This window comes from Nocardia panacis, assembly GCF_003598715.1.
Lineage (GTDB): Bacteria > Actinomycetota > Actinomycetes > Mycobacteriales > Mycobacteriaceae > Nocardia > Nocardia panacis.
Genome location: NZ_QZFU01000012.1, coordinates 50760 through 71200, shown reverse-complemented (window position 1 = coordinate 71200; position 20441 = coordinate 50760). Strand labels below are relative to the sequence as shown.

Sequence of the window (20441 nt, the reverse complement as noted above, 5' to 3'; positions counted from 1 at the left end):
TCGTCGTTGGCTGGATCGGGCGCGGACGCCGACGCACCACATCCCATGAATATCACGACATACCGGCCGAACAGGGCGGACAGCACAGAACAGGAGGAACCCACGCGTTCGCTCGGGTCCTGTCACGCAGTGACGCAGGGCCTAGAGTTCTCGGCGACACCTGATTCGATGTGGAGGTCGCGATGCCCGAATCAACCGAATCCGATGATCTGTTCACCATGTTCCCGCTGGAAGCGGGGGCGCCCAAAGCCGCCTTCCCCAAAGCGGAGATGTTCGGCCAGGTCGCGTACCAGATCGTGCACGATGAACTGCTGCTCGACGGCGTCTCCCGGATGAATCTGGCCACCTTCTGCACCACCTGGGTCGACGATCACGCGCGGCGACTGATGGCCGAATCCCTGGACAAGAACATCGTCGACAAGGACGAATACCCGCAGACGGCCGAACTCGAGCAGCGCTGCGTGCGGATGATCGCCGACCTGTGGCACGCGCCCGATCCCGCGCACACCCTCGGCACCTCGACCACCGGATCGAGCGAGGCGGCCATGCTCGGCGGCCTGGCCGCAAAATTCCGTTGGCGCGCCAAGGGCGGCAAGGGAATTCCCAATTTCGTGTGCGGGCCGGTCCAGGTGTGCTGGGAGAAGTTCGCCCGCTACTTCGATGTGGAGATCCGCCAGATTCCGCTGCGCGGCGACCGGCTCACCATGCACGCCGACGACCTCGCCGCGCACTGCGACGAGAACACCATCATGGTGGTGCCGACCTTCGGTCAAACCTTCACCGGGCTTTTCGAGGATGTCGCCGCGATCAGCCGGGCGCTCGACGAGTTGCAGGCCGCCACGGGACTCGATATCCCGATTCACGTGGACGCGGCCAGCGGCGGATTCCTCGCACCGTTCACCGCACCGGACCTGGTGTGGGATTTCCGGCTGTCGCGGGTCAAATCCATCAATGCCTCCGGACACAAGACCGGGCTGGCCCCGCTCGGCTCCGGCTGGGCGATCTGGCGCGAGGCGACGGACCTGCCCGCCGAACTGATCTTCAATGTGGACTACCTCGGCGGCAATATGGCCACCTTCAACCTGAATTTCTCCCGGCCCGGCGGACAGGTGGTGACCTCGTACTACCAGTTCATCCGACTAGGTCGCGTCGGCTACACACTGGTCCAATCCGCGCTGTACGGGGTGGCCAAACATCTGGCGAAAGGCATTGCCGCACTGGGACCTTTCGAGATCATCCACGGCGGCGACCCGCACCGGGGCATTGCCGCGGTCTCCTGGCGGTTGGCGGGCGAACAGACCTACAACCTCTACGACCTGTCCGACCGACTCCGCACCAGAGGCTGGTTGGTCGCCGCCTATCCGCTGCCCGCCGACCGGGGCGCGGAAACCATCATGCGGGTGCTGGTGCGGCACGGATTCAGCCGCGATATGGCCGATCTGCTGCTCGAGGATATGAAAAGGGCGATGGCGCAACTGGATCGGCATCCGCCGAGCACCTCCATGACACAGGAGGAATCGGGCGGGTTCACCCACAATGCCACGCCCGCGGTGCGCATGCACCGGCCGCACTGACCCGCGCAGCGTTGCTTTCGCGCTCAATCGCGCAGCGCAGGCTCGGCGCTCAATCGCGCGCCGCCGCTCGGCATTTCGCCATGCGCCGAGCGGCGACGCGGACCGGTCGCGCCGGGGCTTGCCGGATTCGCCTCCGACGACACCGACCAAAGGCCGTCCGAGGGCTCCCCGCAGCCGCGGCGACCGTTAGGCGGCGCGGGTCAGCGAGTACGGCTCCCACCGGTACACCTCGCTGACCGCGCCGTGGAACAGCGCCAGATCGACCGCGTCCACAATGGCCTGACGCGGTCCGGAACGCCCCAATTGCGCGCCGGAGACGGCCAACCGCAGCAGGCCGCCGCGTCGCGCGGTGCGGGCCGCGCCCAGCACCAGCGCCCGACACCACCACGGTTCGGCCCGGAAACCCTCCCCGATGCCGTACACCCTGGCCTTCTGTACGGTGTCGCGGTCCAGATCCAGGATCGAGGTCAGGCCGAGCGCCAACCGGAATCCCACCTGCGACAGCGCCTGCAGCGCACCCGCCGAGATATCCCAGCGCGGCGCGGCGAACAACCGGGTGCGCAGTTGGGCCTGCTCGAGCACCCGATCCGCCGCCATCAACCGCAGCCGCGCCTCGTGCTTGGGCAACGTCGCGAATTCGGCCCTGCGACGCTTGGTCGCCGCCTGGTCGTATCCGTGCAGCACGATCGCGTCGCCGCGGGCGCGCCGACCGCGCAGCCAGGACTGTGTCGCCGGATCGTCGATCAGCCGGTAGCGCCCCTTCAATCGGGGCGCGACCAGCAGCGACAGCCGCACCGCGCGCCGATCCATCTCCTCGGCGAATTCGATCGCGTCCGCCAGGGTGGCATCCCTGATCCCCGAGACGGAAACGATCAGCTCAGCGTTCATGAAGCAACGGTGCCAGGCGCAGATGTACCCGGCGTGCAGCCGCGGTGACCGCGCGAAGAATCCTGAGTGGCGCGGCAGGCCGAGGCTCAGGCGTCGGCGAGACCCGCGATATCGAGGATCCAGGCGTCCTCGAAGGCGATCTCCTTCCACCGCTCGTAGCGACCGCTCACACCGCCGTGGCCCGAACTCATCTCCGTCTTGAGCAGCAGCGCCGCGTCGCCGGTCTTGGTGGCGCGCAGTTTGGCGACCCACTTGGCCGGTTCGACGTAGAGCACCCTGGTGTCGTTGAGGCCGGTGGTCGCGAGGATGGCCGGGTAGTCCTTGGCGGCGACATTCTCGTAGGGCGAGTACGACTTCATGTAGTCGTAGATGTCCTTGTCCGCCAACGGATTACCCCACTCGTCCCATTCGATGACGGTCAGCGGCAGCGCGGGATCCAGGATGGAGGTCAGCGGGTCGACGAAGGGGACGCCGGTGAGTATGCCCGCGAACAGTTCCGGCGCGAGATTGGCTACCGCGCCCATCAGCAACCCGCCCGCGCTGCCGCCGTCGGCCACCATGCGATCGGCCTCGGTGACACCGGTATCGATGAGATGGCTCGCGCAGGAGACGAAATCGGTGAAAGTGTTCATCTTTGTGAGCGTCTTGCCGTGCTCGTACCAGTAGCGGCCCATCTCGCCGCCGCCGCGCACATGCGCGATGGCGAAGACCATGCCCCGGTCCAGCAGGGAAAGGCGCGGGACCGAGAAGTACGGGTCCAGGCTGGTCTCGTAGGAGCCGTATCCGTAGAGCAGCAGCGGTTTCGGCCCGGTTCCGGTGAATTCCTTCTTCCAGACCAGCGAGATCGGGACGCGGGTGCCGTCGCGCGCCACCGCCCACTCCCGGCGCTGCGCGTACTCGTCCGGGTCGTAGCCGCCGAGCACCTCCTCTTCCTTGCGCAGCAACAGTTCTCCGGTGGCGGGCACATAGTCGAAGATCTGCCCCGGCGTGATGAACGAACCCACCGAGACCCGCAGGGTCGGCTGCGCCCACTCGGGATTGCCCGCGGTGCCCACCGTGGCGAGTTCCGGACCGATCGCCAACTCGCGGCGCTCGCCGTAACCCGTCGCGGTGAGCGGCCAAATGGCAAGGCGCGGCAGGGCTTCGCGACGGTAGCCGAGGACCAGGTGATCGGCGAAGGCGCTCACACCCTCGAGTCGGACATTCTCGTCGTGGCCGATCAGGATCGTCATGGCGGACGGATCGGCGGCGGGCGCCTCGGCCAGGACGAAATTCTCCGCCTTGACCCCGGCCACCTCGTCGTTGTGCACGATGAGGAAGCGGTCCTCGCCCGCGATGACGGCATGCTCCACCGAATATTCGACGCCGTCGCGGCGCGGCAGCACCACCCGGAACTCGCCCTCCGGATCGTCGGCCGCCAGCACCCGATACTCGGTGGTGATCTTGGAGGCGGAGACGATGAACAGGTACCGCTCGGAACGGGTGGCCTCGATACCGACCCAGTAGCGGTCGTCGGGCTCGTGGAAGACCTGGAAATCCTGCTCGCGCGGGGTGCCGAGGCGATGCCGCCACACGGTGTCCGGCCGCCACGACTCGTCGACGGTTTGATAGAACAGGTGCGTTCCGTCCAGCGACCAGACCGCGCTCGGCGCGATGCCCGCGATCTCGTCGGACAGCAGCGCACCCGTGCGCAGATCCTTCACCCGCAGCGTGTAGCGCTCATCGCCGACGGTGTCCACCGAATAGGCCAGCAGGTTGCCGTCGTAACTCACCGCGTACGCACCGAGGGAGATGAAATCGTGGCCCTCGGCCAGCTCATTCAGGTCCAGCAGCACCTGCTCGCCCGGAATGTCCACGCCCGGTTCCAGTTTCGGCGGGGTCCACGCGTCGATGCCCTCGGCCTGCGCATCGATCGGGCAGCGGCACGAGGAGCCGTACTGCTTGCCCTCGAAAGTGCGTGCGTAGTACCAGAATTCGCCCATCCGGTGCGGCACCGAGAGGTCGGTCTCCTTGATCCGCGCCTTGATCTCGCCGAAGATCTTCTCCCGCAGGCCCTGTAGGTGCGCGGTGCGCGACTCGGTGTAGGCGTTCTCCGCCTCGAGGTACGCGATGACCTCGGGATCCTGCTTGTCGCGCAGCCATTCGTACTCGTCGACGAAGGTATCGCCGTGGTGTACCCGCTCGGTCGGCACCCGCTTGGCGATCGGGGCCGTCACGCTCTCGACAGACATGGGCACCACACTACGCATCGGCGCGCGCGGACCCCTCCGACCTGCCCTTACCCACCGCTTGCGGAACCGCGGGCCGCCGCGAGGACTCCGTCGAGCACCTCGGCGGTGCGCCGCATATCCGCGAGTGCCTGCGCGATGCGCTCGCGCTCCTCGGTGAGCTTGTCGACCAGGAACGGGGTGGCGGCGGCATTCGGCGTGCCATCGGTGTCGTGGATGCAGGGCAGCAGTTCGCCGATGGTGTCGCTATTGATCCCGGCCGCGAACATCTCCTGGATGCGACACACCCGTGTGATAGCCGTCTCGTCGTAGTCGCGCTGACCTCCCGAGGTGCGCGGCGAGCTGAGCAGGCCCTTCGCCTCGTAATAGCGCAGCGAGCGGACGCTCACCCCGGTTTGCTGCGCCAGTTCTCCGATACGCATGGATCTCACCTCTTGACCTGACATTGGCGTCAGGTTTTAGCGTACGCCTATGCAGCTTCTCACCCCTTACCGCAATGGCGCTCTCACGCTTCCGAATCGCATCGTCATGTCCCCCATGACCCGGCTGCGCTCGCTGCCCGACGGGTCGCCCACCGAGGACGTCGCCGTCTACTACGCCCAGCGCGCCGCGGCCGGATTGATTGTCACCGAAGGCATTTGGCCGCACACCACCGGACAGAGCGAGGCGTGGGTGCCCGGCCTGCAGACCGAAGGGCACGTGCGGGCCTGGCAGCGGGTCACCGACGCGGTGCATACCGCGGGCGGACGGATCTTCGCCCAACTCATGCACGGCGGCCGCAAGAATCACCCGCTGGGACGGATCGACGGATCATGGCCGACCGGACCGTCGGCGGTGGCCGATCCGGAACGTCCGCACCTGATCGCGGGCGGCAAGGCCGACCCCATCGTGCCGCGCGCGTTCGACCGCGCCGAACTGCCGGTCATCGTCGACCAATTCGCGCAGGCGGCCCGCAATGCCATCGCGGCGGGCTTCGACGGCGTCGAACTGCACGGGGCCAATAGCTATCTGCTGCACCAATTCCTGGCCGACAACACCAACCTGCGCACCGACGAGTACGGCGGATCGCCGGAGAATCGGATGCGGTTCCCGCTGGAGGTCCTCGACGCGGTCGCCGCCGCGATCGGGTCCGAACGCACCGCGATTCGCCTGTCCCCCGGCAATCCGCAGTTCGATATGCGCGAGCACGATCCCCGCCCGCTCTACCGGGCGCTGGTCGCCGAATTGGATCACCGAAACCTGGCCTATCTGCATCTCACCGACAACGACGACTACCCGGCCCTGGCCGATCTGCGGCCCCTTTGGCACGGCACCCTCATTGCCAATGTCGGGGAGAATCGCACGCCGACCACCGGCGCGGCGGCCGAACAGGCACTGCGCGACGGACACGCCGACCTGGTCTCCTTCGGTCGCGGCTTCATCTCGAATCCCGATCTGGTGGAACGGATTACGCACGACCTGCCGCTGGCCCCGATCCGCGAGAACGGACTGTACGGGCGGACGGCGCAGGGCTACACCGACTACCCGCGCTGGTCGGAACAGGCCGTCCCCGTGCCGTGATCCGCGGCCCAGAAGGTATTTCGCAAGCCGCGCAGCGGGATTCGGCAGTAGTGTGCCGCGCATGAGGTTCGGCATCGGCGCGCGGCTCGGCGCGGTCGCGGCAATTCTGGTGGCCAGTGCGGGCATCGGCGGATTCGCACCCGCCGCCGCCTGCGGTGGCGTGTTCACCGGCGCCGCCGCGGGCAGTGCGGCGACCGTGCACCGCGAAGCGGCGCTGGCGAGTTGGGACGGTCACCGCGAGACGCTCATCATGCAGTTGACGCTGCGCACCGGCGCGGACAATGCCGCACTGATCGTGCCGACACCGACCCCGGCCACCGTGGGCGCCGCCGCCCCCGACACCTTCACCGAATTGGCGGCCCGCACGGCACCGCAGGTCCGCACCAGCTACCGCTGGTTCGCCGAAGTCGACGGCGAGACAGGCGCACCCAAATCCGGCGTGCCCGCCGTCCGCGATCGGGTGCGGCTCGGACCGATCGAGGCCGCGACACTGTCCGGCGGCGATCTGACGGGCATCCGCAAATGGTTGGGCGACAACGGGTATCAAATCACGCCCCAGGTCGCCGACCGAATGACCTCCTATCTGCGCGACGGGTGGTCGTTCGTGGCGCTGCGCCTGACCAGCGACCGGCCGCTCAGCGGCGCGGTCGACCCGGTCCGCATCGTCTTCGATACCGACCGGCTCATTTACCCCATGCGCATGTCGGCCGCCGCCACCGCACCGCAGACCGTCGAACTCTTCCTCCTCGGTGCGCACCGCATGCAACGCTCCGACCCGGATGCGGGAAAGCACCGGCAGACACTGGAATTCGCGGACCGCATCACCGACCCGACCGATCCGGACCTGCGCGCGCTCAGCGCAGGCGGACGCGACTACCTCACCGCACTCCAGATCGCCATAGATATCCCCGGCACCATCACCACCGATCTCACCTTCACCGACGCCCCCACCGACACCCCGTTCCGCAGTCGGGTCGACAGAGTCGAGAATGCCGATATCCTCGGCATGCCCGGCGGGATCATCCTTTTCGCGGCCTTCGGCGCGGTCGGATTGTTCGCGCTGATCTTCGTCTTCGTACCCAACCGCCCGCGACGCGGCGACTACTGGGCGGCTTGAGCACCGCGCGGCGTCGATTCACCGATCCTGGGAACGCACTCGGCGATACGCCAGGACCGCCACCACCGCACCGAGCAGAACCAGTGTCAGCAGGCCGAACTCCTGCACGACCCAACCGCCCGGCAGCAGCGCGGGCAGCGCGCGCACCTCGGCATCGGCCACGTGCGCGGGCAGGCGGATCGCCGCCTGCGCCGCGACGATCGTCAGCGTCAGAGCCACGAACTGGGCGGCGGTCCACCACCACCTGGTCATCGTCGGTTCCCGTCCATGACTCCCATGGTGGTCCGCCCGCAACTCGAGGGCAGCGTCCATCAGTTGCGTGCCACTCATACTTTCGGCGAAGGGGAATCACCTCGGCGGGCGATGCGCGCACCGCGACGCGGGCCTATCGTCGGCGATCATGACCGCCGAACTACCCAGCGCGCCACCACTTTCGTGGTGGGAGCAGGGCTGGCGGCTCGCACTGGCGACCGGTGTCGGGGTCGCGGCCTTCGCCGCCGTCGCGGGCGATGCGAATGTGATCCTCGAAGGGCCGCTGCGGTGGTGGTACCGCATCGGTGACCCGCTCATCGGCCTCACCTGCATAGCGCTGGCCGCCTTCCGCCGGCGTTTCCCGATCACCATCGCCGCCACCGTCGCGGTGCTGTCCACCGCATCCGTCGCGGCCGAGGGCGCGGTCATCCTCACGCTGTGCTCGCTGGCCACCCGACGGCGCTATCCGGAGACGGTGGCGGTGGCGCTCGCCGGACTCGGCACCAGTCTGTTGACCAACAGCCTGTTCTATCCGTTCCATCCCGGTGGACAACCCGCGTGGTCCGGACCGATCGTGCAGGTCGCGGAGGTCATCACCGTCGTCGCCATCGGTATCTCCATCGGCGCCCAACGCGATCTGGTGCTGTCGCTGCGGCAACGGGCCGAGGCCGCCGAACGCGCCCAGCACGCGCAGGCCGCCGAGGCCCGACTGCTCGAACGCCACCGCATCGCCCGCGAGATGCACGATGTGCTCGCCCACCGCATCTCGGTGCTGTCCATGCACGCGGGCGTCCTCGGCTACCGCACCGACCTCGATCGCGAACAGATCACCGAAACCGCGCAGACAATCGCGGACAATGCCCACCTCGCGCTCGAGGAATTACGCGAAGTGCTCGGGGTGCTGCGCGCAAGCGACACCGCGGGCGACACACCCGAACCGCCCCAACCGACGCCTGCCGACCTCGGCCGCCTGGTCGCCGAGGCCCGCACGGCCGGAATGAAAGTCACCATGATCGACAACACCACCGATGAACTGCCCGCCACCAGCGCCCGCACCGCCTACCGCATCGCCCAGGAGGGCTTGACCAATGCGCGCAAACACGCGCACGGCGCGCTGGTCCGGGTCCGCATCGACGGCGGTCCCGGCCGCGACCTGGTGATCCAGGTGGACAATTCCGCACCGGAACATCCGCGGCGCGCGACACCTTCCGGCTACGGTCTGCTCGGTTTGCGAGAACGCGCCGAACTCATCGGCGGACGCATCGATTACGGCCCCGACACCGAGGGCGGATTCCGGCTGCGCGCGGTGCTGCCCTGGCCCGTGGGCCTGGCACGGAGCCCGCGGTGACGCGCCGGATCCGGGTGATCGTGGTGGACGACGACCCACTGGTTCGTTCCGCCCTGGCGCTGATACTCGGCGGCGATCCCGAACTGGAACTCGTCGGGGAGGCCGTCGACGGCATCCAGGCCGTGGCGATGGCAGGGGCGCGCAGCCCCGATGTGGTGCTGATGGATATCCGCATGCCGGTGCGCGACGGACTCGAGGCGACACGGGAGTTGATGCGTCGGCCCGAACCGCCGAAAGTCCTGGTGCTCACCACCTTCGACGCCGACGAACTGGTGCTGCAGGCGCTGCGCATCGGGGCCTGCGGGTTCCTGCTCAAGGACACCCCGCCCGCCGAGATCGTCGCCGCCGTCAAACAGGTCGCCGCCGGGCGGCCCATGCTCTCCCCCAGTGTGACGGCGCAACTGATCTCGGTGGCCACCGCGCGACCCGCAGGCTCGGTGCGCGAGACCGCGCGGCGCGCCATGGCCACCCTCACCGAGCGGGAACTCGATATCGCGCACGCCATCGGGCGCGGACTGCCCAACTCCGATATCGCCAAGGAGTTGCATCTCAGCGTGGCGACGGTGAAGTCCTACACCAGCCGGTTGCTCACCAAGCTGGGCGCCGACAATCGGGTGCAGATCGCCATCACCGTGCTCAATGCCGATCTAGACGCCTAGCGCTGCGGCGAGCGTCGGCCATGAGGCGTGCAGGGTGTCCTGCCAATACGACCAGGAGTGAGTTCCGGTGGGGTTGTAGTCGATTCGGGCCGGGATGGACAGGGCGCGCAGTCGCTGGTCGAACGCGGCGACACACGCGTTGACACCCGTCTCGATCGGGCCGCCGAAGAAAATGTTCTCGGGCAGTTGGGGTTTGATCTCCGTCTCGTGCTGGCCGGGGAGGCCCGAACCCGTGGACAGGTAGATCGTCTTGCCGCGCAGGCGATCCGCCAGTCGCGCCGGATCGTGTTCGGCCCAGGCCGGACTACCCGGCGGACCCCACATATTCAACGGGCCGCCGCCGCGGTTGGCGATGGAGAACAGCATCGGACCTGCGGCCAATCCCAGATCGGGACAGGCGCTGTAGCCTGCGACCGCGCGATACAGCCACGGTTTGCGCGCCGCCAACGTCAATGCCGCCATACCGCCCATGGACAGCCCGCCGATCGCGTTGACGCCATTGCCCGCGAACGCGGCGTCGATGATCGGCGGCAGTTCCTCGGTCAGGAAGGTCTCCCACTGATAGCGGCCGAAGCGCGGATCATCCTGCTGCCAATCGGTGTAATAGCTCGCCTGCCCACCCAGCGGCAGCACCACATTGACCCGCTCACCCGCGAAGAACCGCTCCGCATCGGTGGCATTGGTCCAAGTGCTCTGCGCGACACCGGGATCCAACCCATCAAGCAGGTAGTAGCTCGGCCTTCCCCCGCCCCCGGCCGGATGCAGAACCTGCACCTGAATCGTGCGCCCCATCGCCGGTGAATCGATGAACACCGCCGACCGCGTGGGACTCAACTCCTCGATATTCACCAGCCGCGCCGCGCTCGCCCGCCCTGCCAGTCCGACCGCCTGCCCCGCCAGCGCCACCGCCAGCACAATAAGAGCAACTCTCATACGCCGCATGTCCCCACCTCCATCACCGCATACCAAGAGGATCAAACTAACCCATATCGCACCCACCGCAACGCCAATTCACGATATGAGCACTCTTCCAGCAAACCACCGGGTCGGTATTCGGCGCCGCCTCGGCGGGCGGCACGACCGCTACAGCGCGGCGCGGATGGAGCCTGCGAGGTAGTCGAGATCGGCGCGCGGCGGACTGGTCGGACGGGCGCGCAAACCGAACCCATCACCGGGCGTGCGCGGAATGACATGCAGGTGCACATGAAAAACCTCCTGCCCCGCGGTAACCCCATCGGCCAGGAAGAAGTTCACCCCGTCACAGGCCACCTCACTGACCCGCAACGCCGCCGCCAACCGCTGCCCCACCTGAAACAATCTCCCCCCGACAACCGGATCCAACTCGGCCAGACTTCGCGCCGCCACCTTCGGCACCACCAACAGATGCCCCGGCGTCAACGGCCGAATATCCATGAACGCCAACACATCATCGTCCTCGTACACCCGACTCGCCGCCGCCCGCCCCGCAACGATCTCCCCGAAAATGCTGTACGGATCCACACCGCACCCTAACCCACGCAAGCACTTCGACCGGATCGACGACAGTCGGCGCCGTCCTTCGGCACCAGCCGGGAGAAGTGAACCCGACTCCTCACCAGACGGTGGGCAGTCGGGTTGCGAGCTTTCGGTGGGTATTCGGTTCGGGGGCTAGAGGATTGGGGAGGGGGTGTAGTGGGCGGCGGTGGGGTTTCGGTCCATGAGGGTTTGGATGCGGGACAGGACCGTGTCCACCTGGGATTCGGCGGCGCCGATGAAGGCGGATTTGTCGGCCAGGACGGCGTCGAGGGCGGGCCGGTCCAGAGGGAGGCGGGGGTCGGCGGCGAGGCGGTCGAGGAGGTCGGGTTCGCGGCCCTGTTCGCGCATGGCGAGGGCGACGGCGACGGCGTGCTCCTTGATGACCTCGTGCGCGGTCTCGCGGCCGACACCCGCCCGCACGGCCGCCATGAGGATGCGGGTGGTGGCGAGGAAGGGCAGGTAGCGGTCGAGTTCGCGGGCGATGACGGCCGGGTAGGCACCGAATTCGGCGAGGACGGTGAGGAAGGTCTCCATCATGCCGTCGATGGCGAAGAAGGCGTCCGGCAGCGCGACCCGGCGCACCACCGAGCAGAACACATCGCCCTCATTCCATTGCGCGCCCGCCAATTCCGCCGCCATCGAGGCGTAACCGCGCAGCACCACCTGCAACCCGTTGACCCGCTCGCAGGAGCGGGTGTTCATCTTGTGCGGCATCGCGGAACTGCCGACCTGACCGGGCTGGAAGCCCTCGGTGACCAGTTCGTGCCCGGCCATGAGCCGAATGGTGTGCGCGAAGGAGGACGGCGCCGCCCCCACCTGCACCAGGGCGGACAGCACATCGTGATCCAGCGACCTCGGATACACCTGGCCGACACTGGTGAATACCGTGGCGAAACCGAGATGCCGCGCCACCTGCTCCTCCAGCGCGGCCAATTTGGCCGGATCGCCGCCGAGCAGGTCCAGCATGTCCTGGGCCGTGCCCATCGGCCCCTTGACACCGCGCAGCGGGTAGCGGTCGATCAGTTCGCGCAACCGGGTGAGCGCGATGAGCAATTCGTCGGCGGCGGAGGCGAACCGTTTACCGAGGGTGGTGGCCTGCGCGGCCACATTGTGCGAGCGCCCCGCCATGACCAGCGCCCGATACTCGGCCGCGCGTTCACCGAGCCGCGCGGCGATGGCGACACCGTGCGCGTACACATGCTCGAGCGACAGCCGGATCTGCAACTGTTCGACATTCTCGGTGAGGTCGCGACTGGTCATCCCCTTGTGCACATGCTCGTGCCCGGCCAGCGCGTTGAACTCCTCGATGCGGGCCTTCACATCGTGGCGGGTGACGCGCTCGCGTTCGGCGATCGAGGCCAGGTCGACCTTGTCGAGGACCCGCTCGTAATCGGTGAGGACACCGGCGGGCACCTCGATGCCGAGTTCGGATTGCGCCCGCAACACCTCGAGCCAGAGCCTGCGCTCGAGCACGATCTTGTTCTCCGGCGACCACAGGTGCACCAGTTCCGGACTGGCGTACCGGGTGGCGAGGACATTGGGGATCACGGTCACGGCCGGTCAGTCTAGTGCCCGGAACCGATCCGCTTGCTGTGGCGTCGCGGGCGCGACGATATCGATGACCTCGAGCAGCGCCCCGCGCGCCATCCGCCGCGGATCGCAGTCCATCTCGCTCAGTGCCGCGACCACCGCGCCGTCGACCACCGCGGTGAGTCTGCGCAACTGCTCGGGCCGGACCGCACGATCCGAGCGGCGCAGCACATCGGCCAGCAACTCGTCGAGTTGCTGGCGCAATCGCAGTTGTACCTCGCGCAGCTCCGGATGCCGCGCCGAGGCCACCGAGCGCTCGTAGCGGGCGATGAGCCTGCCCCGCTCGTCGTGCCCGTCGGTGCCCACCAGCAGATCCAGTACCAGTTCGACCGTGGCCTCCGCGCCCCGACGGCGATGGCTCACCTCGCCGACCCGGCGGCGCATCGCGTCGAGTTCGGCGTTGCCGCTGAATTCGACGGCCCTGGCTATCAGGTCGTCGAGCGATTCGAAGTAGTACGTGGTGGACGCCAGTGGCAGGTCCGCGCGGGTGGCAACCGATCTGTGCCGTACCGCCTCGAAACCGCCTTCGAGTAGCAACTCGGCGGCAGCGGCTACCAGAGCCTGGCGACGCCGTTCGCCTTTCGGGGTCGTCGCGGTGATCACCGTGCCATCGTGCCAGTCGTCATCAGTTCATCCAGAGGAAATCAGGGAGGAAATCAGGAAGAAAAAGCAACCATCGTTGTTTTACCGCATCGCGGCCCCTCCGGTGCCGAAGTGTGCAAACTTGTTGCCGGACAGCGGGATCAGGATTTCAGATAGTCTGCCAGGCGCGCGAGGGCGGCGGTGATGTCGGCGGTGGATCCGGCAAATGAGAAGCGCACCGTTCGGTGCCCGTTGACGGTATCGAAATCGAGTCCGGGCGCCAGCGCGACACCGGTGTGTTCGAGTACCTGCGCACACCATTTTCGCGAATCGTCGGTCAGATGGCCGATATCGGCGTAAGCGTAGAACGCGCCGTCAGCAGGGGCTAGATCGGTTATTCCGAGTTCGGGCAGGCCATCGAGCAGCAAACGCCGGTTCACCGCGTAGCGCCGGACATGACCGTCCAGTTCGGATTTGGCCTCCGGACCGAAGGCGTGCAGCGCCGCATACTGGGAAATAGCGGGCGGACAGACCGTCAGGTTCGAGGCGAGCCGCTGCAGCGCCGGACGCAGGTGCGCGGGGGCCAACATCCAGCCCAACCGCCAACCGGTCATCGAAAAGTATTTGGAGACAGAGCCGATCACGACGGCGCGTCGCGAGGTCTCCCACGCCGATGAGGTGCCGCCGTCGGCGGGCGCGTCCTGGTAGGTGATGCCGTGGTAGATCTCGTCGGAGATGAGTAGAGTGCCGTGCGCCTCGCACCAGCGGGCCAATGCGGCCAGTTCGGCGGGGGCGATCATGGTGCCGGTGGGGTTGGCCGGACTGGCGAGCACGAGTCCGGCGGGTGGTTCGGGCAGCGCCTCGAGCATGGCCACGGTGGGTTGGAAGCGGGTTTCGGCGCCGCAGTCGAGTTCGCGGACCTCGCAGCCCAGTGCGGTGAGGGTATTGCGGTAGGCCGGGTAGCCAGGGCGGGCCACCACCACGGTGTCGCCGGGATCGAAGGCGGCCAAGAAGATCAGCGAGAACGCGCCGGAGGATCCGGTGGTCACTACGACATCGTCCGGATCGACGGGGTAGCCGTAGGTCTCCCGGTGATGCGCGGCGATGGCCTCGCGCAGCGGCAGGATGCCGAAAGTCTCGGTGTAGCCGAGCAATTCGGACTCGATGGCCTGTTTGGTCGCGCGCAGCACCGGGGCCGGGGCGGGGGTGGACGGCTGCCCGGCGGCGAGGACCAGCACATCGCCGTGGGTGCGGGCGCGTTCGGCCGCCGCCTTCCAGACATCCATCACGTAGAACTGGGGAATGGTGGATCGGCGAGATTCTTTGGACACCCGACTGACGGTAGAGCACGCGCTCGCCCGTAGTCCGGGATATGGTCGGCGCAATGCTTGACATGGCTCGCCGAGCGGTTGCCCAGCGTCGCGGCGTCGGATCCGATGCCGCACTCCCCCACGCCCCGGCGCGTCCGCCGTCCGGCTGGATGCGGCAACTGACCGGCGGCGAGGAGATCCGCGCTTTGGCGCGGAAAAGACCTACCCGGCAGCAGATTCGGGCAGTCCTCGCCAAACGCCCGGACAGCAGGCAGTCCCTCGCGCTATTGCGCAGACACCGCGTCGTTTTGGCGACACTCGGCATCACGGCGCTGTTCGCCGCCGCCGACGCCCCATTCGCCGGACTCGCGACCGGGCCGGTGCAACCCGGTGTGGCGCAGCGTATTCCGGTCGCCTACCCGCTGCTGCTGCAAGCCGAGCAACCCTCGGTGCGCCGGTATCTGAATGCCATAGCCAATGGTGAGCGCCTGCGCGAACAGGAGGTCGTCACCGCGGCCGCGCGCGACACCATGGAACGCGCGAAGGCCGAGGCAGCCGCCGCCGCGGCGGGCGAATATCAGCCGTGGCTGTCCGGCGGCGCGCGACCCGGTGTGGTCCTGCCCGGCGGTGCCTACGTGCTGCCGACCCGAGGCATATTCACCTCGGGTTTCGGTTCGCGCTGGGGCGCCTTTCACAATGGGATCGATATCGCCAATGCCATCGGCACCCCGATCTACGCCGTCGCCGACGGCACCGTCATCGATGCCGGTCCGGCCCAGGGTTTCGGGCTATGGGTGCGGATTCGCCACGATGACGGCGCCATCACCGTCTACGGCCACATGTACGACTTCTTCGTCTCGGTGGGTGAGCGGGTACCCGCGGGCCTCCAGATCGCGCGCATGGGCAATCGCGGCGATTCCACCGGCCCGCACCTGCATTTCGAGGTGGTGATCAACGGTCAGCATGTGGACCCGACGCAGTGGTTGGCGCTGCACGGGCTCACCTATAGCTGAAGGTCGAGGCGCACCTCCGCCTTCGCTCCGGCCGTGCGCGGGTTTGCAGGCAGCGCCCGCTATGCGGCCCCTTTTCGCTCCGGCCGTGCGCAGGTTTGCGGACCGCGACGCCGGCAGCGCCGCTAACGCGCGACCGGGACCGCGATGCGATCCTCGACCGCGGCGAGTCCTATATCGGTGCGGAAGTGACTACCGGGCAGTTTGATCCCCGCGACACGCGCATAGGCGGCGGCGCGCGCCGCCGCGAGATCCGCGCCGATACCGACGACGCTGAGCACCCGACCACCGGCCGAGACCAGCGCGCCGTCCTCGCGCTGCGCGGTGCCCGCGTGCAACACCACCGACGGACCATCCACCGAGCCGTCGCCCGCGCCGGTGATGACATCGCCGAGGCGCGGCCGACCCGGATAGTTCTCCGCCGCCACCACCACCGTGATCGCCGACTCCGACCGCCACCGCGGCGCGGACACCGCGGCCAGAGTCCCGGTGGCCGTGGCGTACAGCAGTTCGCCGAGCGGGCTGTCCAGCAGGGCGAGCACGGCTTGGGTCTCGGGATCGCCGAAACGGCAATTGAATTCGATCACGGCCGGACCCGCCTGACCGATCGCCAAACCGGCGTAGAGCAGCCCGGAGAACGGGCAACCGCGCCGAACCATCTCGGCGGCAACGGGTTTCACCACCTCCTCGACAATGGCGGCCAGCGTCTCGGCGGGCAGCCACGGCAGCGGCGTGTACGCGCCCATACCGCCGGTGTTCGGGCCGGTATCACCGTCACCGACCCGCTTGTGATCCTGCGCGGGCAGCAGTGGCACCACCGTCTCCCCGTCGACCAGGCAGAACAGCGAGACCTCCGGGCCGTCGAGGAAGGATTCCAGCAGTACCGGATGACCCTGTTCCAGCAGTTCCGCGCCGTGGTCGCGGGCCGCGTGCCGATCCGAGGTGACCACCACACCCTTGCCCGCGGCGAGCCCGTCGTCCTTGACGACCCAGGTGGGGCCGAAGCGGTCCAGGGCGGCGTCGAGTTCGGCCGGACTGTCGACCACCTCGCTGTGCGCGGTGCGCACGCCTGCCGCGGCCATCACATCCTTGGCGAACGCCTTGGAACCCTCGATGCGCGCGGCCGCCGCAGACGGTCCGAAGCAGGCGATACCGGCGGCCCGCACCGCGTCGGCCACGCCGAGCACCAGCGGGACCTCAGGACCGATGACGACCAGATCCGCCGCCAGGTCGGCGGCCAGCGCCGCCACGGCCTCGGCCGAACTCGGATCGACCGGCCGCAGCTCGGCATGCTGGGCGATGCCCGCATTGCCCGGCGCGGCATACAGTTCCCGCACCGCCGGGTCCCGGCGCAGCGCCAGGACGAGGGCATGTTCACGGGCTCCGGATCCGATCACGAGTACGCGCACGCGCAACAGCTTAGGTGCTGGGTTCCTTGCCGCTGCGGGGTCCTCGCGAAATCCGCCACGGGGTTCGTCACCCACTGGTTTCGTCGGAGGATGATGGGTTGGTGGACAAGGGATGTGGGCGCGCCCGCGTCCCCGCTTTCTGAATGGGCGGAGGGTGTATGGGTCTGATCGACGGACTGATGGGCAATGCCGGGCGGATCGATTCGGACAAGGCGCGGCACGAGTACGCGCGGCTGCTCGGGCCGGACGAGCGGGTGCATGCCGCGTACCTGCTGGTCCGCGACGCCATCCTGTTCACCGACCGCAGACTGATCTTCATCGACAAGCAGGGCGTGACCGGTCGGAAGGTGAGCTACCACTCCATCCCGTACCGGGCCGTCACCCATTTCGCGGTGGAGACGGCGGGTCCGTTCGATCTGGACGCGGAGCTGACGATCTGGATCTCCGGATCGCACGAACCGGTGCGCAAACGATTCAACCGGCAGGTCGATATCTACGAGGTGCAGGGCCTGCTGTCGGGTTTCGTAGCGGGCTGAGCGGTAGCCTGCGGGCATGGCTTCCGTTTTCAGCGCGATCATCGCAGGTCAGCTTCCCGGCCGATTCGTGTGGGAGGACGACGAATTCGTCGGCTTCCTCACCATCAATCCCATCACCCCCGGTCACACCCTCGTCGTGCCGCGCAAGGAAATCGATCAGTGGCAGGATCTGGACGCGGCCACCTTCGCCCGCATCTCCGGCGTGGCCCAGATCATCGGCCAGGCCGTCCGCACCGCCTTCGACGCGCCCCGCTCCGGCCTGCTCATCGCCGGTATGGAGGTCCCGCATCTGCACCTGCACGTCTTCCCCGCCTTCACCCTGAACGATTTCAATATCTCCAACGCCGAGCAGAATCCGGATCCGGCGTCCCTCGACGATGCTCAGGCTCGGATCAAGCAGGCGCTGCGCGACCTCGGGCATTCGGCGAACATTCCCGACTGATCCTCGTGGCGGGCGCACCGGTTTGTCGGTGCGCCCGTTGCGTTATCGGGCAGTCGCGACCTCGTTCGTGGAGCGCGGAAGGCAACGAGGGCGAGTAGCAAGTGCAGCAAACCGGCCGTGGCCGCGACGACATGCAGGCCGGTGAGGAAGGCGGACTCGGCGGCGGCTACGAGTGTGTCCGACAGGCCGGGAATGTGCAGCGTTTCCGGCAGTGTCGGTGCGAGGTCGGGGCCGCGCAGCCGGAACAGCAAGGTCGCCGGCGAGCCGAGCAGGGCGATTCCCATGGCGTTGCCGATCTCGTTGCTGGTCTCGGCGATGGCGCCCGCCGCGCCCGCCCGCTCGGGTGGGGCCGCTCCGACCGCGGTATCGGCGACGACCGCGAAGCAGATCCCGTATCCGATGCCCGCGATCAGCGTGGCGGCGAGATACCAGCCGATCCCGCCTGTTCTGGTGGTGAGGTAGGAGCAGCGACAGCCCGGCGGCGATGGTCAGATGGCAGGTGAGCAGGGCGGTTCGTTTGCCGACACGCTCGACCACGGCCGGGGTTACGACGCAGGTGATGGTGAGCACGATGGCTCCCGGCAGTGCCGGCAAGGCGGCCCGTAGGACCGGAATGCCACGCACGGACTGAAGATAGATCCCAGTCAGAAAGGCAGTCGCCGACCACGCGGCCAAGGGCAGCAGGCCGGTGATCACCGCGACGGTGAAGACCCGATCGCGGAACAGCGCGAAGTCGATGAGCGGGTGTTCCAGGCGGCGTTGCCGGACACCGAACCAGGCGAGCAAAGCGATACCCGCGATCCCCGCGAGGACTGCCGATACCGACAAGCCCTCGGCCGCGACGTGTTTGAGCCCGTAGACCGTCAGCAGTAGGCCGATCGCCGAGGTCACCACGCTCACCCGATCCAGCGGTCCGGGCCGGCCCGAGCGCACTTCCTTCAGCACAGCGGGTGCGCAGCACACGAATACCGCGATAACGGGAAGATTGATCAAAAACACCGATCCCCACCAGAAGCGTTGCAGGAGAACACCACCGAGAACGGGACCGATCGCGAAACCTGCGGCGAACACGGCGGCGAAAATACCAATGGCCCGTGCCCGACGCCCTGGTTCGGTGAACAGTTCACTCAGCACCGCCAAGGCCGAGGGCAGCAAGGTCGCACCCGCGATCCCCATCAGGGCGCGGGCCGCGATGAGCAGCCCCGGTGTCGGCGCGAAGGCGGCAGCAGCCGAACCGACGCCGAATAGGATCGCACCCGCCATCAGCAATTTCAGTCGCCCATGGCGGTCGCCGATAGCGCCGAACGCGACAAGCAGTGAGCCGACGGCGAATCCGTAGCTGTCCAGGATCCACAGCGCCTGGTCGGCACTGGGATCGAGCACCTGACTGACCCGTGGCATAGCGAGAAACAAGATGGACCCGTCCATCGAGACCAGCAGCGCCGGACCGAGGACGACCAGCAGACCGAGCCGGGCGCGAAAGTCGGTCGAGCGAGCGGGTTTTCGCATCATGCCCACAAGGCTGCAGCCCATAGCCATCGACAGCCGGCCCCCTGATGTGGGTACACCCACCAGGTGCACCCGGCCGCGAGTAGCGGGTATCGACACACTCCGATACCGCCGAACCGAGCAGCAGGCCGAGCCTCAACGCTGGTCCATGATCAGCGAATTATGTTGTTACACAGGATCTTCACGTGACAGTAGCTGATGGATCCGGCTGCGGCGGAGCAGTACACTCACTGGTGTGAGCAATACTGGGGGAAGTGGCCTGCCGTCGCTGTCCGTGGTTCCCGACGATGCGCAGGCGGTAGGGCGTTTTGTGTACGAACTCGCCGAAGCGATTCGTACCGCGCTGAATTCCGCCGGACGCGAAGTCGAGTCACTGGTCAACACCGGCTGGACGGGAACGGCGGCGGCTCAATTCGGCACGGGCTGGGGTGAGATCCATGATGGCGGCACACAGATCTCGAGCGCGTTGACCAGCATGGCCGAGAAGCTCGGTATCACCGCCGAGACATACCGTGCACAAGACACTTCGTCGGCTCAACTTCTCGGCACCTCCGGCCTCGATCTGCCGCCGTTATGACCGACTCGCCGTTCTCGGTCGACCTCGACCATCTCGATCGAATAGTCGCCAAACTCGCCGGCCTCGCCGAGTACATCGCCGAGAATATCGATAGCATCGATACCCGCGTAGCCACATTGAAGAGCGGAACATGGGCCGGTGTCGCGGCCGACGCATACCATGAAGCGCATTCGCAACTGATGGTTGGCGCGCGAGAACTCGGCGAGGGAATACGGGACATCAGCGCGGGCGCGCGAACCGCGCACACCTCCTATTCCGAGGCAGGCAACGCAAATTCCCGACTGTTCCGTCGCGACGGGAACACCTGATGCCTCTCGGGGAGCGTTTATGACGCC

21 protein-coding genes are annotated in these 20441 nt (G+C 67.5%); 10 read left to right on the top strand and 11 right to left on the bottom strand.

Annotated features, from left to right (window positions below; genetic code table 11):
* The first annotated feature begins 182 nt into the window (after positions 1 to 182).
* Entirely contained in the window at positions 183 to 1574 is a 1392-nt protein-coding gene (gene gad, locus D5S18_RS04095; RefSeq protein ID WP_120038410.1) for a glutamate decarboxylase, read from the top strand.
* A gap of 186 nt (positions 1575 to 1760) precedes the next feature.
* Here gad and D5S18_RS04090 read toward each other — a convergent pair whose 3' ends face one another.
* The 3 genes from D5S18_RS04090 to D5S18_RS04080 form a co-directional block, all read right to left on the bottom strand.
* Positions 1761 to 2462: a DUF2334 domain-containing protein gene (locus D5S18_RS04090; RefSeq protein WP_120038156.1), complete on the bottom strand. Its 702-nt coding sequence runs from the start codon at positions 2460 to 2462 to the stop codon at positions 1761 to 1763.
* An 86-nt stretch (positions 2463 to 2548) separates the two neighbouring features.
* A complete protein-coding gene (locus tag D5S18_RS04085) occupies positions 2549 to 4693 on the bottom strand; it encodes a S9 family peptidase (protein ID WP_120038154.1) in 2145 nt (714 codons plus the stop codon).
* Between the two features lie 47 nt (positions 4694 to 4740).
* Entirely contained in the window at positions 4741 to 5112 is a 372-nt protein-coding gene (locus D5S18_RS04080) for a MerR family transcriptional regulator (RefSeq protein ID WP_120038152.1), read from the bottom strand.
* A gap of 49 nt (positions 5113 to 5161) precedes the next feature.
* On the opposite strand from D5S18_RS04080, the gene D5S18_RS04075 reads away from it, so the two are divergent.
* Both D5S18_RS04075 and D5S18_RS04070 read left to right on the top strand, forming a co-directional pair.
* Complete coding sequence (locus D5S18_RS04075) at positions 5162 to 6250, top strand: alkene reductase (RefSeq protein ID WP_120038150.1); 1089 nt, start codon at positions 5162 to 5164, stop codon at positions 6248 to 6250.
* A gap of 61 nt (positions 6251 to 6311) precedes the next feature.
* Positions 6312 to 7367, top strand: a complete 1056-nt coding sequence (locus tag D5S18_RS04070) for a DUF2330 domain-containing protein (RefSeq protein ID WP_120038148.1) — start codon at positions 6312 to 6314, stop codon at positions 7365 to 7367.
* A gap of 18 nt (positions 7368 to 7385) precedes the next feature.
* On the opposite strand, the gene D5S18_RS04065 is transcribed toward D5S18_RS04070, so the two are convergent.
* Complete coding sequence (locus D5S18_RS04065) at positions 7386 to 7619, bottom strand: hypothetical protein (RefSeq protein ID WP_120038146.1); 234 nt, start codon at positions 7617 to 7619, stop codon at positions 7386 to 7388.
* Between the two features lie 148 nt (positions 7620 to 7767).
* Here D5S18_RS04065 and D5S18_RS04060 point away from each other — a divergent pair, with 148 nt between their 5' ends.
* Positions 7768 to 8967, top strand: coding sequence for a sensor histidine kinase (locus D5S18_RS04060; protein WP_120038144.1), 1200 nt, complete (start codon positions 7768 to 7770; stop codon positions 8965 to 8967).
* Complete coding sequence (locus tag D5S18_RS04055) at positions 8964 to 9626, top strand: response regulator (RefSeq protein ID WP_120038142.1); 663 nt, start codon at positions 8964 to 8966, stop codon at positions 9624 to 9626. The genes D5S18_RS04060 and D5S18_RS04055 overlap by 4 nt, the downstream gene beginning before the upstream one ends.
* Here the strand turns inward: D5S18_RS04055 and D5S18_RS04050 are convergent.
* The 5 genes from D5S18_RS04050 to D5S18_RS04030 all read right to left on the bottom strand — a co-directional run bounded on the left by D5S18_RS04050 (position 9615) and on the right by D5S18_RS04030 (position 14644).
* Positions 9615 to 10568 carry an alpha/beta hydrolase gene (locus tag D5S18_RS04050; protein ID WP_120038139.1) on the bottom strand — a complete coding sequence of 318 codons (954 nt, stop codon included), beginning with the start codon at positions 10566 to 10568 and terminating at the stop codon, positions 9615 to 9617. The two genes, D5S18_RS04055 and D5S18_RS04050, sit on opposite strands and share 12 nt — an antisense overlap.
* A gap of 141 nt (positions 10569 to 10709) precedes the next feature.
* A complete protein-coding gene (locus tag D5S18_RS04045; RefSeq protein WP_120038137.1) occupies positions 10710 to 11126 on the bottom strand; it encodes an HIT family protein in 417 nt (138 codons plus the stop codon).
* Between the two features lie 147 nt (positions 11127 to 11273).
* Positions 11274 to 12695 carry an adenylosuccinate lyase gene (purB, locus tag D5S18_RS04040; RefSeq protein WP_120038135.1) on the bottom strand — a complete coding sequence of 474 codons (1422 nt, stop codon included), beginning with the start codon at positions 12693 to 12695 and terminating at the stop codon, positions 11274 to 11276.
* A 6-nt stretch (positions 12696 to 12701) separates the two neighbouring features.
* Positions 12702 to 13334: a TetR/AcrR family transcriptional regulator gene (locus D5S18_RS04035; protein WP_120038133.1), complete on the bottom strand. Its 633-nt coding sequence runs from the start codon at positions 13332 to 13334 to the stop codon at positions 12702 to 12704.
* 140 nt (positions 13335 to 13474) lie between these two features.
* Positions 13475 to 14644: a pyridoxal phosphate-dependent aminotransferase gene (locus tag D5S18_RS04030; RefSeq protein ID WP_120038131.1), complete on the bottom strand. Its 1170-nt coding sequence runs from the start codon at positions 14642 to 14644 to the stop codon at positions 13475 to 13477.
* A 53-nt stretch (positions 14645 to 14697) separates the two neighbouring features.
* On the opposite strand from D5S18_RS04030, the gene D5S18_RS04025 reads away from it, so the two are divergent.
* Positions 14698 to 15636 (top strand): M23 family metallopeptidase, encoded by a 939-nt coding sequence (locus tag D5S18_RS04025; protein WP_120038408.1) that lies wholly within the window; start codon positions 14698 to 14700, stop codon positions 15634 to 15636.
* A gap of 122 nt (positions 15637 to 15758) precedes the next feature.
* On the opposite strand, the gene purD is transcribed toward D5S18_RS04025, so the two are convergent.
* Complete coding sequence (gene purD, locus D5S18_RS04020) at positions 15759 to 17042, bottom strand: phosphoribosylamine--glycine ligase (RefSeq protein WP_120038129.1); 1284 nt, start codon at positions 17040 to 17042, stop codon at positions 15759 to 15761.
* A 158-nt stretch (positions 17043 to 17200) separates the two neighbouring features.
* On the opposite strand from purD, the gene D5S18_RS04015 reads away from it, so the two are divergent.
* On the top strand, positions 17201 to 17578 hold the full coding sequence (locus tag D5S18_RS04015) for a PH domain-containing protein (protein WP_120038127.1): 378 nt from the start codon (positions 17201 to 17203) through the stop codon (positions 17576 to 17578).
* Positions 17579 to 17594: 16 nt separating this feature from the next.
* Positions 17595 to 18020: an HIT family protein gene (locus tag D5S18_RS04010; RefSeq protein WP_120038125.1), complete on the top strand. Its 426-nt coding sequence runs from the start codon at positions 17595 to 17597 to the stop codon at positions 18018 to 18020.
* A gap of 42 nt (positions 18021 to 18062) precedes the next feature.
* Here the strand turns inward: D5S18_RS04010 and D5S18_RS04005 are convergent, their stop codons facing one another.
* Complete coding sequence (locus D5S18_RS04005; protein ID WP_203236580.1) at positions 18063 to 19532, bottom strand: MFS transporter; 1470 nt, start codon at positions 19530 to 19532, stop codon at positions 18063 to 18065.
* A gap of 232 nt (positions 19533 to 19764) precedes the next feature.
* On the opposite strand from D5S18_RS04005, the gene D5S18_RS04000 reads away from it, so the two are divergent.
* Positions 19765 to 20106, top strand: a complete 342-nt coding sequence (locus D5S18_RS04000; protein ID WP_120038123.1) for a WXG100 family type VII secretion target — start codon at positions 19765 to 19767, stop codon at positions 20104 to 20106.
* Entirely contained in the window at positions 20103 to 20414 is a 312-nt protein-coding gene (locus D5S18_RS03995) for a WXG100 family type VII secretion target (RefSeq protein ID WP_120038121.1), read from the top strand. Before D5S18_RS04000 ends, D5S18_RS03995 begins: the two co-directional genes overlap by 4 nt.
* Positions 20415 to 20441 lie beyond the last annotated feature (27 nt).

Coding starts and splice junctions, on each gene's coding strand:
- D5S18_RS04075 (WP_120038150.1), top strand. CDS start 5,162: ATGCAGCTTCTCACCCCTTACCGCAATGGCGCTCTCACGCTTCCGAAT.
- D5S18_RS04080 (WP_120038152.1), bottom strand. CDS start 5,112: ATGCGTATCGGAGAACTGGCGCAGCAAACCGGGGTGAGCGTCCGCTCG.
- D5S18_RS04085 (WP_120038154.1), bottom strand. CDS start 4,693: ATGTCTGTCGAGAGCGTGACGGCCCCGATCGCCAAGCGGGTGCCGACC.
- D5S18_RS04070 (WP_120038148.1), top strand. CDS start 6,312: ATGAGGTTCGGCATCGGCGCGCGGCTCGGCGCGGTCGCGGCAATTCTG.
- D5S18_RS04015 (WP_120038127.1), top strand. CDS start 17,201: ATGGGTCTGATCGACGGACTGATGGGCAATGCCGGGCGGATCGATTCG.
- D5S18_RS04065 (WP_120038146.1), bottom strand. CDS start 7,619: ATGACCAGGTGGTGGTGGACCGCCGCCCAGTTCGTGGCTCTGACGCTG.
- D5S18_RS04060 (WP_120038144.1), top strand. CDS start 7,768: ATGACCGCCGAACTACCCAGCGCGCCACCACTTTCGTGGTGGGAGCAG.
- D5S18_RS04050 (WP_120038139.1), bottom strand. CDS start 10,568: ATGCGGCGTATGAGAGTTGCTCTTATTGTGCTGGCGGTGGCGCTGGCG.
- D5S18_RS04010 (WP_120038125.1), top strand. CDS start 17,595: ATGGCTTCCGTTTTCAGCGCGATCATCGCAGGTCAGCTTCCCGGCCGA.
- D5S18_RS04090 (WP_120038156.1), bottom strand. CDS start 2,462: ATGAACGCTGAGCTGATCGTTTCCGTCTCGGGGATCAGGGATGCCACC.
- gad (WP_120038410.1), top strand. CDS start 183: ATGCCCGAATCAACCGAATCCGATGATCTGTTCACCATGTTCCCGCTG.
- D5S18_RS04025 (WP_120038408.1), top strand. CDS start 14,698: ATGCTTGACATGGCTCGCCGAGCGGTTGCCCAGCGTCGCGGCGTCGGA.
- D5S18_RS04005 (WP_203236580.1), bottom strand. CDS start 19,532: ATGATGCGAAAACCCGCTCGCTCGACCGACTTTCGCGCCCGGCTCGGT.
- D5S18_RS03995 (WP_120038121.1), top strand. CDS start 20,103: ATGACCGACTCGCCGTTCTCGGTCGACCTCGACCATCTCGATCGAATA.